This is a genomic window from Paenibacillus sp. FSL R7-0272 (assembly GCF_037969905.1).
In the GTDB taxonomy this organism is placed as follows: Bacteria; Bacillota; Bacilli; order Paenibacillales; family Paenibacillaceae; genus Paenibacillus; species Paenibacillus polysaccharolyticus.
On the sequence record NZ_CP150221.1, the window covers coordinates 2369179 to 2383602 of the forward strand.

Consider the following 14424-nt stretch of genomic DNA (forward strand, 5'->3'; position numbering starts at 1 on the left):
ACCATAGGTCTTTAAAGGCTAAGTGGTGACTTTCTTTCTTAGATTAACCCTTACATAACCAAGGTTCAGGACAAAAGAAACGGGAAGGAAGGTTCTTCTGTCTTCGTAGTGGCGGTATAAATAATTTACTTATTTGAAATCGTGTCTAAGACTTATGAGAATGAAGATGCAAAGCCATAAGCTCTCATGGTACAATAAATCGTTCTCCTGAACTCATTCGGGCAAAATAAGAAATATGGGGTAATAATGAACATGATTATCATCAAACGTAAACGAACAGGTCGGGAAAGAGGAGGGAGATGCCATGTCATTTGGAGCACGTGTACTTAAGACAGGTATAGCGGTCACGCTGGCTTTATATCTGAGCAGTTTGTTCTTGAACCCGCAATCTCCTGTGCCTGCCGCGATCGCAGCGATATTTGCCATGCAACCTTCCATCTATCGTTCATGGAAGTATTTCCTTGATCAGTTGCAGACGACCACGCTGGGCGCAATTGTAGCGCTACTGGGTGGGATGGTGCTGTCCAACGAGCCCATTGCCGTGGGCTTGATTATTGTGCTGGTTATTATGATCTGTCTTAAATTAAATATGGGTGAAACGGTTGGGCTAACACTGGTCACGGTGGTATCGATTATGGAAGCTTCAGGAGATTGGCACTTTGCGCTGAATCGCTTCTTGCTAACGCTTGTGGGCATTATATCCGCCTTTCTGATTAATATCTCGGTGTTCCCTCCTAAACCGAAGGTGCAGTTTGTGAAGCAGATTCAGAGTGTGTTTAATGGGATGTCACTGCTTCTTCGTACATCGATCTCCGATGAGATCAAAGAGGTTGTTTTCCGGGAAGAGAAAAGCAATCTAGGCGGATCGATCAAGTCTTTATCTGACAAGTATCATTTGTTTGAAGAAGAGCAGAAGAAGATGAAACGTGCCAAGTTCAGTGAAACCCGTCAGATGGTTGTATATAAACAAATGCTGTTAAGTTTGCAAAAAGGATACGATGTACTGGATTCGGTAGAACGTCACTACTTTCAGGCACAGCGGACACCGGAAATGGATTTGTTTTTTGATACCCATCTCGAACGGGTTATTAAATTTCATGAGCATGCCTTGCTCAAATTTGAAGACAAACTCAAACCAAATGGCGAAGAGGCCGCACTGTTTGTAACCGAGAATGATCATTTCATGGAACAGGCCATTACCCAGTTTGATGTCGATAAGGACGGCATGTTAAGGTTATCTATTGTGGCTGCAGCTATATACGATTACGGATATCAGCTGGAGCGGTTGAATCGACTTGCGGACCATGTGCGCACTTCAAGTGAAGATAAAGAGTCGCATGACCACATGCTAAATTGGCTGAAATGGCCTTAGATGGCAAAATAAGATACAATATAGGCAATATAAAGCCCGGACAGTAGCGTCCGGGTTGTTTGTTCTATCGGTGAATGCAAGTGACTTGAATCGCTGAGAATCGATAGGAATCAATGGTAACCATTATGAATGAACTGAGGGGTAGAAATGGAGATCAAGCAGTTGGATGCAGAACTCTTGGAATGGTTAGGCGGAAGCGATCTGGAGAGCAAACAGCATGAAGCGATGCAGTTACTAACCGTCACTGGTGGACAATGGCCTCATCTAGCGATGATCAGCATGGGAGAAGTTATCGCTATAAGCCCTGATTGCCTTCGGTTGGCGCTCTGGCAAGGGACACAAACGAGTATGAATATGATGGAAACGGGTAAGGCTACGTTAATTGCAGTGCATGGTCAGCGTATATTGCATATTCGGCTTGAAGTCCGTTTACTTCCTGAACTCGGGGACACGATTCACCCGCGAGATCGGTATGAGTGTAACATCCTTCATATTCGGATCGATCAGGCACCATATGCAGAAATTACGTCTGGTATTACGTTTCAATTAAAAGATCAAACGGGGGCATTAGCACGCTGGAATGTAACCATTGAGGACTTGAGAAAGTAGAGGGACAGGCACATGTGGGTAATACTGTGTGACGCGGTAAAGCTCCTAGATCAATAAACAAAGCGACAAGACCACAAGCAAAAATAACAAATAACGTCTCCGCTTGCATCGGGACGTTGTCACTGGTACAATATAAAATGGTTTTCAGAAAATTAGAATTAATTAACATAAAGTTAAAATGTTTACTTTCTAATAATTATACCATTGCCTTTTCGGGCTTGTCAAATGGATATTCGAAGACACAATCCGGGGAAAGAGAGGCGCATAACATATGAGTAATGAGCAACAGTGGAACCAGGAACAGGAGCGGGTGAATACCGTAACTGATCAGATTGAGCGCAAAATCGCTACATTGGAAGAAGAGGTAGGCTCCTTCCGTGACGAAGTGGTCGGGATGCGTAAGGATTTCTGGGATGAAGTCACAATGAACTTTAGTGAAGCCGATGATGTCGGGGAGACGTCAACGAGTATGCGGCAACAATCGCAGGTTTTGTCCGATCGTGAACGAAGTCATCTGAATACAGCTGCGGCTTTGGATAAAATGAAACGACTGCATCATTCACCTTATTTCGGACGAATTGATTTCAAGGAGGATGGATACCCGGAATCGGAACGTATCTATCTGGGTATTGCATCCCTGCTGGACGAGAAGGAGGAGTCCTTCCTGATCTACGACTGGCGTGCACCGATCTCCAACCTGTATTATGATGGTGCGCCTGGACCGATCTCTTACCGTACCCCGAGCGGCGAGATTAGTGGAGAGATAGAAATGAAACGTCAATTCGTCATTCGGGATGGGCGTATCCGTTTCATGTTTGATACAGGGGTAACGATCGGAGATCAGTTGCTTCAGGCTGTGCTGAGCCGAACGTCTGATGCACAGATGAAGAGCATTGTGGCAACGATCCAGAAGGAACAGAACCGGATCATTCGTAATGACCGGACACGTATGCTGATTGTTCAGGGGGCAGCAGGAAGTGGCAAAACCTCTGCCGCTCTCCAGCGAGTCGCTTATCTTCTCTATAAATACCGCGAGCATTTGCAAGCGGATCAGATGGTTCTTTTTTCACCGAACCCGATGTTTAACAGTTATGTATCTACGGTACTTCCAGAGCTTGGGGAAGAGAATATGTTGCAGACGACGTTTCAGGAGTATCTGGAACGCCGTTTGGGACGGGAATATCAGCTTGAAGACCCATTCATCCAGCTGGAATATGTGCTGACAGGAACGGAGGAGCCTGGTTACGATGCACGAATGTCCAGCATACGATTCAAGTCCTCTGCATCATTTTTGAAAGTCATTACACGTTATAAAGAAAGCATGTTAACGGGAGGCATGAAATTCAAGCCAGTTCGTTTTCAGGGTAAGGCGATTGTCGATGCGGAAGCGATGGCAGCGAAATTTTACAGCTTCGATTCGTCTGTCAAACTTGTTAGCCGCCTGGAACTATTACGCGATTGGTTGCTTAAGGAACTTTCGACGTTTGGTAAAGGTGAACTAGGTGCACCGTGGGTTGATCAGCAGCTTGATCTAATGGAAGCGGAAGATTTGCAGCGCGCTTACCAACGCTTGAAACGTAAACAAAGGGGCAAATCACATACGTTTGATGATTTTCAGCAAGAAAGAGAGATTCTGGCGAGAATGGTGGTCAGTGACCGACTGAAGCCTTTGCGCAAATGGATCAAATCACTGCGTTTTGTGGATGTCCGTCAGTTGTATGCAAACCTGTTCGAGGATCAGGCGCAGATGGTTCGTCTGCTTGACAGGGAACCTTTGCCTGTCCACTGGGAAGAAATCTCGACCATGACGTTACGCAGATTAAGGATCCAGGAGTTGGCTTATGAGGACATTACGCCGTACCTGTATTTGCGCGAACTGTTGCTAGGATTCCATATTAATTCGAACATTCGCCATGTCATTATTGATGAAGCTCAGGATTATTCTGCCTTCCAGCTCGCTTTTATGAAAAGACTCTTTCCACACGCGAAAATTACGGCTCTGGGTGACTTTAACCAGGCAATTTACGCCCATTCATCCGTACTCAGCGGCACTGGACCATTAAGTGACTTATACGGGCCAGAGAACACGGAGGTTATTGTGCTGACACGCAGTTACCGCTCTACGATGGAGATAGTGGAATTTACACGCGGCATGGTTCCTGGTGGGGAGGAGATCATTCCGTTTAACCGAAATGGAGAGAAACCTAAAGTCATCGTGACTTCTGATCCAAAGCAGCATGTGCAGCAAATTACGGCAGATCTTCATCATCTGATGCAGGAGGGGTATGAATCCGTAGCGGTCATCTGCAAGACGGCAGAAGAGAGCCAGGAAGTACACAACCTACTAAGTCAAAAGCTGAATACTGCCCCTAAGCTGATCAAAAAAACAACGCTGGCTTTTGAACAGGGCGTTCATGTGATTCCTGCTTATTTGGCGAAAGGTGTGGAGTTTGACGCAGTCTTAATCTATAATGGCTCCGCTGATGCCTATTCCCGTGAGCAGGAACGTAAGCTATTCTATACCGCCTGTACCCGGGCAATGCATTTACTGCATGTATACTCTTTAGGAAAACCAAGTCCATTTATCACCTCACAGTCAGAAGAGTGGTACGAGATGAAAGATATCCCTGCAACTCGTGTGGAGTAAAAAGAGCACTAATCTCCGAGCGATATGTTGGGGTGAGTACTCTTGCAAGATGAGGTCAGCCAGACATGTTCTGGTTGGCCTTTTTTTGTGTATGCTATGAAGAGAAAGTTGCTAACAATAGTGACATGAGCAGACATATCTTAGTTGTTATTGATAAATAAGGTGAATCTCCTTGTGCATGTATTCAATAGATGTAATTTTTCTTTACACACGAAGCTCAGACTCATATAATCGTAACAATCTATTTTTTCGAGCGTTGCATGATGATGGGGAAAAAATTCATTGTATGAGTAACAAATACTTTAATTTTGTGCGCAGGCAACGGAACAGGGAATCTAACGAAGGAGGCAGGTAATTTGAAAACAACAGCTTTTGAGCGGCCGCTGATGGCCGATTGTGTACCGGATCTGGTCGCTACAGCCCGAGGAGATATGAAGGCAACTTTGGTGATTCGGGGCGGTACTTTGGTTAACGTGATATCAGGGGAAATCTTGCCGGATATGTCTGTCGCTGTGCAAGGGGCACGAATTGCGTATGTTGGCAGAGATGTAAGCCATACGATCGGAGAACATACCCGCATTATTGAGGCAGATGGAAAGTATATTGCTCCGGGACTATTAGACGGTCATTGCCATATTGAGAGCACACAGATGAAAGTATCGGAGTTCGCAAGAGCTGTACTGCCTTCCGGTACGACAGGTGGATTCTTTGATCCACATGAAATTTCCAATGTGCTTGGGCTTAAAGGACTGCGGCTCATGCTGGATGAAGCACGTACCACACCGATGGCAGCCTATATGCAAGTAGCTTCATGTGTACCTTCCACTCACCCAGGGCTGGAGACTACAGGAGCTTATATTGGGCCGGAAGAGGTAGCAGAGGCACTATCATGGGGACCGGACATGATCGGCCTTGGTGAAGTGATGAACTTCCCGGGAGTGGTGTACGGGGATGAGACCATGATTGGAGAGATTCAGGCGACTCTGCGCGCTGGCAAAGTGGCTGATGGACATTTTACTTGGGCCTCGGACGACTGGCGTCTGCCTGCTTATGCGGCGAGCGGTGTGACAGGAGATCATGAGTGTGTTACGAAAGAAGATGTAGTGGAGCGCTTGCGGCTGGGGATGTATGCGAAGATGCGGCAGGGTTCTGCATGGCATGATGTAGCGGAGACGATTAAAGCATGTACGGAGCTTGGACTCGATACTCGGCGAATGATGCTGGTAACGGATGATCGCAGCTCGGAATCTTTGCTGAAAGAGGGTCATATGGACTTTGTCGTTCGACTGGCCATTTCCCAGGGCGTGAAGCCGGTAACAGCATTCCAGATGGCTACGATTAATACGGCAGAACGTTTTGGTGTGGCGCGTGATATCGGAGCGGTGATTCCGGGTAACATTGCCGATATTATTTTGTTAGACGGACGCCTTGCGGATGTCCGTGTAGGCACAACGATTGCTGCAGGGCAAGTCGTAGCCGAGAACGGTAAAATGACAGCCGTGTGGGACACGTTCACTTATCCTGAGGAAGCGCTCAATACGGTGAAGCTGGAAGCAAACATCCAGCCGCAGGATCTGGAACTGTCTGCACCTGTTGTGGAGGGAACTATAGGCGCACGCATCATCCATGTGACGGAAAATCATGTGGAAACGAAGGAAAAGCATGTGCAAGTTAATGTGCAAGGCGGCAAGGTGGTTCTGCCTGCTGCTGGTGAGATATGCAAAATTGCCGTGCTTGAACGCCATAAACAAACGGGAAATCGCGCAGTGGCATTGGTCGGTGGGATCGGGTTCACTTCGCCAGCAGCTATAGCCATGACGGTAGCCCATGACAGCCACAATCTGTTAATCATCGGAAACGATGATGCACTTATGGCAGAGGCCGGTAATCGTGTCATTCGTATGCAGGGTGGTGTAGCTGTTGTAACAGATGCGGGTGTAACCAAGTTTCCTCTTCGGATCGCGGGACTGATGTCGGTGGAGCCCTTCGAAGTGGTAGCGGAACAATCGGCAGCAATCAGTGAAGCACTGCAATCGGCAGGATGTACGTTGAACAATGCGTTTATGACCTTATCGCTACTCGCGCTGGTGGTTATTCCTGAACTGCGTTTGTCTGACATCGGACTGGTACGCATCTCTGCAGAGGGCATTGAACGGGTCTCTTTGTTTGATGAAACGAATGTGGATTAAGCAGATAAAGCAAAGGAAAAGCATCAAATGAGAGTATATCGAGTAATAAATATCAATGTTTCATTGCAAGCCTCGCCGCCTTCGGGCGGTTTTTTGTTTTGGAGAAGAAAACGCTTCCTAGGTCTACAGAATCGAAGTATTAAAAGGAAATATAGACTGAAGTCGTAACTGAAATTCTGATTTTTTACATATAACATTAAATTTTGTGACTTTTGGACTATATATTCAGAACTGTGAATTCCCGAAATAAGTTATATGATTCTTTCGTCGTGAGTCTTAAAGGTGATGTTGCGTATAAAAGCAGTTTAAATTCATGGAACTTCCGTAATGATGCAGAAAATGAATCCTAAACGACATCCTTTCACCCGGATTTATACGTAAGAGCTGCCATAACTTCAAGGGAGTGTACAAATATGAAAACCAAAAAAGAATTTCGTTTTATTCTGCTGATGAGTTGTCTGGTACTGTGTTTAAGCACAGCCTGTTCTACCCGAGTGGATGCGGTAGGTTCGGTAGAACCGGTAGACAGTTATGCCACAATACATGGCAAGCTGGATCGGCCAGTGAGGGGGACGTGGGTGTGGGATACGACTCAAATCCGGAATAATGCGCAGGATATTTTAAGTTTTGCGAAGGCCAACAACATTAATACGATCTATCTGCAGATGAACCGGGATATTAAAATCCCTGAATATAAGAACTTTATCCGTCTTGCACGGGCTCAAAATATCGCTGTGGATATCATGGACGGACGTTCCGCTTGGGGACTGACGGAAAGCAGGGAACAGATAGCTTCCTTTATGGACTGGATTGAAACTTATCAAGCACAGGCACTGGCTAACGAGAAATTTGCAGGTATTCATCTGGACATTGAACCTCATGTGCATCCGCAGTGGAAGATCAATCAAGCCAGCGTCATTACGCAGTGGCAGGGAAATGTGAATTATATTATAGACCGTGCTGCGCGTATGAAGATGCCTGTGGCCGCTGATCTGCCGTTCTGGCTGGACAATTACAAAATTCCGGGTTCAACGATGGCAGTAAGCAGCTGGATGATCCGCAAATTTGATTCCATTACGATTATGGCTTATCGGGATACAGCTGCTGCTATCTACAATGTGGCAAAGGACGAACTTATCGATGCGGCCTCTGTAGGTAAGAAAATATCGATTGCGGTGGAAACGAAGCAAAGCAAGGAAGGCGACTTCATTACCTTTTACGAAGAAGGAGACGCCTACATGGAAGAACAGTTGAAGCTGGTAGAGAAAATGGCGAGTGCCCACACTTCCTTTAATGGTTTTTCTGTACATGAGTATTCTTCATGGAAGACGTTAAGAAAGTAGAGCAAGCCACCAAACAATAGAGGTGAACGTAAATAAAAGGTGCTTGCAGCTTACGTGCTGAAGGCACCTTTTTGTTGACCTTGTAAACATATATTCTATCAAAAACTCATCAATGGTAACCGTCGATGTGATTCATTCCTTTTTTAAACCAGCAAAGTCTCTGTAAACGTAACAGGCACCAGTGTCATATTTTCGGAAAATATTTTACGATACTGAGAAGGTGTTGTGTTCTTGTGTTTCTTAAAGGTAGTAATGAAGTAACTCAAATGCTCAAATCCAACATCCATAGCGATATCAACAATCTTATGATCCGTATTCTCCAGCTGTGCGCAGGCCTGCTGAACCCGATAATAATTGATGTAATCGACAGGGCTCTTCTGCACCAACTTTTTGAAAAAACGACAGAAATGTCCTTCGCTCATATTGGCTTCATCCGCCAGGTCTTTCAGCTTCAGCGGTTCAGGATAATGCTTGTGAATGTAACTGAGCACTAATTTTAGACGCTCCATCTTATCCGGTGTGCCCCCGTTAACTGCGCTTTTGAGCGGAAGCACCTTCCGCTGTTCAAACATGCGAGCAAGCATGAGATAGAGATAGGCTTTCGTGGATATCTCACAGGTGTCTGTCCCGCTCGCGTGATCTGCGAAGATGCGTTTCAGATAGGCCAGAACTTCTGAACCCCAAGCTTCATCAGCTGTGATGTGATAGGGGAGCTGTATACTTTTTCGCAAAATAGGTCCAATAAACTTCTCCTGCACCGCATCAAACGTATGACTACCGAGCAGATCCGAATGAAACACAATGGAAGAAAATATACAAGGCTCATCGCCCATCAGATATCCTGCATGAATCTCACCTCGATGAATAAAAACAGCCTCTCCGGCCTTCACCTCAACCCGGTTCATGTCAATTTGAAACACAGCAGAGCCTTGCGTCACCATCGTAAACTCCATCTCATCATGCCAATGGCAATCGAGAATGCTGTCCCCATTTAATTGCTGAATATCGGGGTACACACTGACCGGATACATGTCATTGCCGTGGATTCGATCTTCGCGTAAATGTTCCCGTTCCATCATGGAACCTCCTTATGCATATAAATAGATGTAATCGTTTGCAAATTATTATAGGAATTCGTCAGAATTACGTTTGAAATATCAAAATACTGATATAAATGATCAAAATACAAGAAGAAAATCTTCATTAATATCAATATCATTATAGTATAACCGAAGGAGGTAATCCAAGATGAAATTTACCGATGGCTACTGGCAGATCCGTGATGGATATCATGTTCAAAATCCGGCGGATATTCGAGATATTGTACAAAAGGGTGATTCCTTTACTGTATATGCAGCAACGAAACGCATTGAGCGCAAAGGCGATACACTGAACGGAACGTTGCTCAAAGCAACCTACAGCTCCCCAATGCCTGATGTTATTCGTGTGCAATTGAACCACCATAAGGGCAAAGTTAATCCAGGTCCCGAGTTTGCACTGAACACGCTGAATACCGATGTGCAAATTGCGCAGGATGAGAACGGTGCAGAACTGAAAAGCGGGAATCTTCGTGTAACCGTGAACAAAACAAAAGGCTGGGACATCGGCTTCCACTATAATGAAAAACGTCTAACAGGAAGCGGCTGGAGAGGCCCAGCGTACATTGAGTCAGCATCAGAAGGTACGTTCTTCCGGGAACAACTGGAGCTTGGTGTGGGCGAGTATGTCTATGGCCTTGGTGAACGATTCACCCCGTTTGTGAAAAATGGCCAGGTTGTGGATATCTGGAATGAGGATGGCGGTACAAGCAGTGAACAGGCGTACAAGAACATTCCGTTTTATCTGTCGAACAAAGGATACGGTGTATTCGTCAATCATCCTGAGAAGGTATCCTACGAGATCGCTTCCGAGAATGTATCGAAAGTGCAGTTCAGTGTTCAGGGTGAGACGCTGGAATATTTCATTATCGGCGGTGCTAATCCGAAAGAGGTGCTGGATAACTACACTAAGCTCACAGGTAAACCGGCTCTGCCGCCGGCATGGACATTTGGTTTGTGGCTGACGACATCTTTTACGACAGATTATGATGAAGCGACCGTTAATCATTTTGTCGATGGCATGGCTGATCGTGATCTGCCACTATCCGTATTCCACTTCGACTGCTTCTGGATGAAGGAATATCAATGGTGTGATTTTGAATGGGACAAAGATATGTTCCCTGATCCGGAAGGCATGTTGAGACGGTTGAAGGACAAGGGACTCAAAATCTGTGCGTGGATTAACCCGTATATTGCCGAGAAATCCATTCTGTTCGATGAAGGTATGGAAAAAGGTTATCTTGTCAAGACAGCCGATGGCAGTGTATGGCAGTGGGATAAATGGCAGGCGGGCATGGGCCTTGTAGATTTCACCAATCCTGAGGCGACTGCATGGTACAAAGACAAGTTGAAAGGTTTGATTGACCAGGGCGTGGACTGCTTCAAGACCGACTTTGGCGAAAGAATTCCGACCGATGTTGTGTATTATGACGGTTCCGATCCGGTGAAAATGCACAACTACTACACTTTCCTGTACAACAAAGCGGTATTTGATGTGCTTGAAGAAAACCTGGGTAAAAACGAAGCCGCTCTGTTTGCCCGCTCAGCAACCGTAGGTGGTCAACAATTCCCCGTACACTGGGGTGGCGATTGCTCGTCCAACTATTCGTCCATGGCAGAATCACTGCGCGGTGGATTGTCGCTCGGTCTTTCCGGGTTTGGCTTCTGGAGCCATGACATCAGCGGTTTTGAAGCGACAGCCGAGCCTGATGTATACAAACGTTGGGTACAGTTCGGGTTACTCTCTTCACACAGCCGCCTGCACGGTAACGAATCGTATCGTGTGCCTTGGTTGTTCGATGAAGAGGCTGTCGATGTTGTGCGTGACTTTACGAAGCTGAAGCTTAGTCTGATGCCGTACCTGTTTAATTCCGCGGTAGAGTCCTCTGTACAGGGATTGCCAATGATGCGGGCGATGGTGCTGGAATATCCAGATGATCCGACTTGTGCGACACTTGACTTACAGTACATGTTCGGAGATTCTATCCTGGTTGCACCGATCTTCAACAAAGAAGGTAACGTTCGTTATTACCTGCCAGAAGGTACATGGACCAATTATCTGACAGGGGTAAAAGTTCAAGGTGGGTGCTGGATCAGTGAAAATCATGACTTCAAAACACTGCCAATGATGATCAGACCGAACAGTTTGATCGCGGTAGGTGCGATAGACAGCAAGCCGGATTACGATTTTGCGGACAACGTATCATTGCATTTGTTTGAACTTGCTGATGGGCAGACAGCGCAAGCGGTTGTTGTAAATCAAAGTGCTGAGCGTGAGTTGCAAGTGACCGCCACACGTAACGGTTCGAAGCTGGAAGTTCGTGCTGAAGGTGCAGGCAAGCCATGGAAAATCGTGCTTCGGGGCATTGATTCCGTATCCAACGTGGATGGCGGATCACAAGAAGCTGGCGAGCAAGGCATCATCGTAACGGCATCAGCAGGTGCAAGCCAACTTACAATTGAGCTGTAACATGTTAGAATAGACCATAAAGGGACGGTGCCTGAAGGCGCCGTCTGTTTGTTTATTTATACGAAATAAATGGATAGTTCCTTCAAGGAGAGAACGGAAAGTGGGAGGCAATACAATATGGCACACCAACACTCAGACAACCAACAGCATCCGAATCAGAACCAGCACCAACATTCGGGCTTACATAGCCCAATATCAGCAGAAGTTTTGCATGCACTGGTACATCGACATTTTGGAGATCACGTTGTCGTAAAACAGTACGGACTGCTGCAGGGTGGTTTGTTTAACACGACGTATCGCATCCAACTGGAGCATACGGCGATTACGGACGTCATTTTGCGCCTTGCACCGGAGGGTATACAACCACTGCAACTGGCAAACGAAAAGGGTGAGCAACTAACCGAGCGTGATCCGTTATTTTCATTTGAACGCACAATGATGGCCTCGGAACCTGTCGTCTATGAGCATTACCCGTAAGGCAGGTATTCCTGCACCGGAAGTACTGGCTTGTGATGACAGCGCTCAGGATGTTCCGCGAACCTATATGTTTATGGCGTTTATCCCAAGCGTGCAGCTTGATGATGCGTCTATCGAAGAGAAAGACAAAAATCATTTGTATACCCAATTAGGCATGTACACAGCCACCATGCATCGGATCGAAGGAGCATTATTCGGTTGGCCTCAGGCGGATGGCACGATTCGCGGATCGGAGCACTGGTCTGAGGTGTTGATAGCTATCGCTGATGAAACAAGCAAAAAAGCGGCCCTAGTAGGGTTTATGCCTGGCATAGGCGAAAAAATTACGGCAATCTTCAAGCAAAATAAAGCTCTTTTTGATCAAATTAAACAACCTGTGCTTGTCCATAATGACCTATGGGCAGCAAATGTGCTTGTGCACGGTAAACAAGGGGGAATGAGCATTGCCGCTGTTATTGATGGAGATCGCTCGATGTTCGCCGATCGGGAATACGAGGCCATCCTCAACACGGATTCTGCCGCATTTCACGCAGGTTACGGCCGTTCCCTTGAATCCTCACCAGAAGGGCAAGCACGCCGGCTTGCGTATCGTCTATTATCCTCATACTTTAACGCTTACGTTCATCAGCATCAGGTAGACCAACCGGAAGATGGCCGAATATTTGAGGAGCGTACGTTGGATTTGTTGGAAAAGTGGAAGATCGAACAATTCCGCTAATGGAACCTATCCATTTTGACATATGTTGAATAATCACCCCCGGATTAACCAACAATAACGCTGTTGTGTGTAGAATCTGCGAAGGTGGTTAGGGTATGTCTGATAAAAAGTGGGACCTTGTCGCACTTGCTTCCATCCCTGTTATTATGACACTGGGGAACTCCATGCTTATACCGATTTTGCCACAGATTGAACGGGAATTGAAGGTATCTTCATTCAAGGTCAGTATGCTAATAACGGTATATGCTGTAGTGGCCATCTTGCTCATTCCATTGGCAGGATATTTATCGGATCGATTCGGCAGGAAAGCCGTGATTATTCCCAGTCTTGTCATTGCAGCAGCTGGAGGTGCTGTGGCCGGGATTGCCGCATGGTTCATGAGCGGTAATATCGCCTATTGGACGATTCTTGGGGGAAGGTTTTTGCAGGGAGTGGGTGCAGCAGGCGCATTTCCGATTGTCATCCCTCTTGTTGGAGATATGTTCAAGAATGAAGATGAGGTTAGCAAAAGTCTGGGTATTATTGAAACTTCAAACACCTTTGGCAAAGTGCTTAGTCCGATTCTAGGTGCTGCGCTGGCGGTGTGGTTGTGGTATTCGCCTTTTTTAGCGATTCCAGTACTATGCCTCATTTCACTTGTGCTCGTAGTATTTTTGGTGAAAACACCGAAGAGGAAGGAAAAACCGCCTACATTTTCGGAATTTGTTGCTTCTATCCGTGACGTTCTCAAAGTAAAGGGACGCTGGTTGTACGCTTTGTTTGCGATCGGTGGAATTTGTATGTTTCTTATTTTTGGCGTCCTATATTATCTTTCTGAGACGCTGGAGAGTGAGTTTGCGCTCAAAGGTGTAGTCAAAGGACTGGTTTTGGCCATCCCTCTGGCATCGTTATGTCTGGCTTCGTTTTTGGCAGGCAAGTGGATTGGTAAAAATAAATCACGCATGAAATGGCTCGGTTTTGCCGGACTAGCTTTGGTAACGGTATCGCTGGGGATCATCGGCATGTTCGATAATATTTACGTTGTGGTGGGATTGTTCACCCTAGGGAGTGCGGGTATTGGTGCTGCACTGCCATGCCTCGACACGTTGATTACAGAAGGTGTAGACAAAAAGCAACGTGGTACCATTACAGCCCTGTTCAGTAGCATGCGTTTTATCGGCGTATCGCTCGGTCCACCCGTTGTTTCTTTGTTGATTGGTTCCCACCATTTTTTGCTTTTTGGCATTCTGGCTGCGTCAGGTGCTGTCGGAGGTCTGCTCACATTGCTGGCGGTTAAACCAGAGAAGAGAGGTGAGCCTACTTCTGGCAGTGATGAGAAGCAAGATGATCAGGAGAAGCAGGACGAAGAAGACAAGCACGGTTATAAAGAGAAGCAAGACGGTCAAGATAAGCTACGCAAAAGGCGTGTGCAAGAAAGTGAAACCGACCAAGGATACAGACCTTCGCCACTGCGCCGCAAAAAAAGTCCTTACTGATGGGTGGATGGAATGCTCCCTTACGTT

10 protein-coding genes are annotated in these 14424 nt (G+C 46.3%); 9 read left to right on the forward strand and 1 reads right to left on the reverse strand.

Annotated elements, in window-relative coordinates; translation table 11 throughout:
* The first annotated feature begins 304 nt into the window (after positions 1 to 304).
* The 5 genes from MKY23_RS10540 to MKY23_RS10560 all read left to right on the forward strand — a co-directional run bounded on the left by MKY23_RS10540 (position 305) and on the right by MKY23_RS10560 (position 8160).
* Positions 305 to 1372 (forward strand): aromatic acid exporter family protein, encoded by a 1068-nt coding sequence (locus MKY23_RS10540; RefSeq protein ID WP_090924416.1) that lies wholly within the window; start codon positions 305 to 307, stop codon positions 1370 to 1372.
* A gap of 147 nt (positions 1373 to 1519) precedes the next feature.
* The gene (locus tag MKY23_RS10545) at positions 1520 to 1981 is read left to right on the forward strand and encodes a pyridoxamine 5'-phosphate oxidase family protein (RefSeq protein WP_339837803.1); all 462 of its coding nucleotides are present in this window, start codon (positions 1520 to 1522) and stop codon (positions 1979 to 1981) included.
* 271 nt (positions 1982 to 2252) lie between these two features.
* A complete protein-coding gene (gene helD, locus MKY23_RS10550; protein WP_339837805.1) occupies positions 2253 to 4628 on the forward strand; it encodes an RNA polymerase recycling motor HelD in 2376 nt (791 codons plus the stop codon).
* 386 nt (positions 4629 to 5014) lie between these two features.
* Entirely contained in the window at positions 5015 to 6817 is a 1803-nt protein-coding gene (locus tag MKY23_RS10555) for an adenine deaminase C-terminal domain-containing protein (RefSeq protein ID WP_339839367.1), read from the forward strand.
* Positions 6818 to 7230: 413 nt separating this feature from the next.
* Positions 7231 to 8160, forward strand: a complete 930-nt coding sequence (locus tag MKY23_RS10560) for a hypothetical protein (RefSeq protein ID WP_339837808.1) — start codon at positions 7231 to 7233, stop codon at positions 8158 to 8160.
* A gap of 143 nt (positions 8161 to 8303) precedes the next feature.
* Here MKY23_RS10560 and MKY23_RS10565 read toward each other — a convergent pair whose 3' ends face one another.
* Entirely contained in the window at positions 8304 to 9239 is a 936-nt protein-coding gene (locus MKY23_RS10565; RefSeq protein WP_339837810.1) for an AraC family transcriptional regulator, read from the reverse strand.
* 169 nt (positions 9240 to 9408) lie between these two features.
* On the opposite strand from MKY23_RS10565, the gene yicI reads away from it, so the two are divergent.
* The 4 genes from yicI (at position 9409) to MKY23_RS10585 (ending at position 14397) form a co-directional block, all read left to right on the forward strand.
* Entirely contained in the window at positions 9409 to 11727 is a 2319-nt protein-coding gene (gene yicI / locus MKY23_RS10570; RefSeq protein ID WP_339837813.1) for an alpha-xylosidase, read from the forward strand.
* Positions 11728 to 11844: 117 nt separating this feature from the next.
* Positions 11845 to 12204 carry a hypothetical protein gene (locus MKY23_RS10575; RefSeq protein WP_339837815.1) on the forward strand — a complete coding sequence of 120 codons (360 nt, stop codon included), beginning with the start codon at positions 11845 to 11847 and terminating at the stop codon, positions 12202 to 12204.
* Positions 12188 to 12922: an aminoglycoside phosphotransferase family protein gene (locus MKY23_RS10580; RefSeq protein WP_339837816.1), complete on the forward strand. Its 735-nt coding sequence runs from the start codon at positions 12188 to 12190 to the stop codon at positions 12920 to 12922. Before MKY23_RS10575 ends, MKY23_RS10580 begins: the two co-directional genes overlap by 17 nt.
* 95 nt (positions 12923 to 13017) lie before the next feature.
* On the forward strand, positions 13018 to 14397 hold the full coding sequence (locus MKY23_RS10585; RefSeq protein ID WP_221789884.1) for an MFS transporter: 1380 nt from the start codon (positions 13018 to 13020) through the stop codon (positions 14395 to 14397).
* The last annotated feature ends 27 nt before the right edge of the window (positions 14398 to 14424 follow it).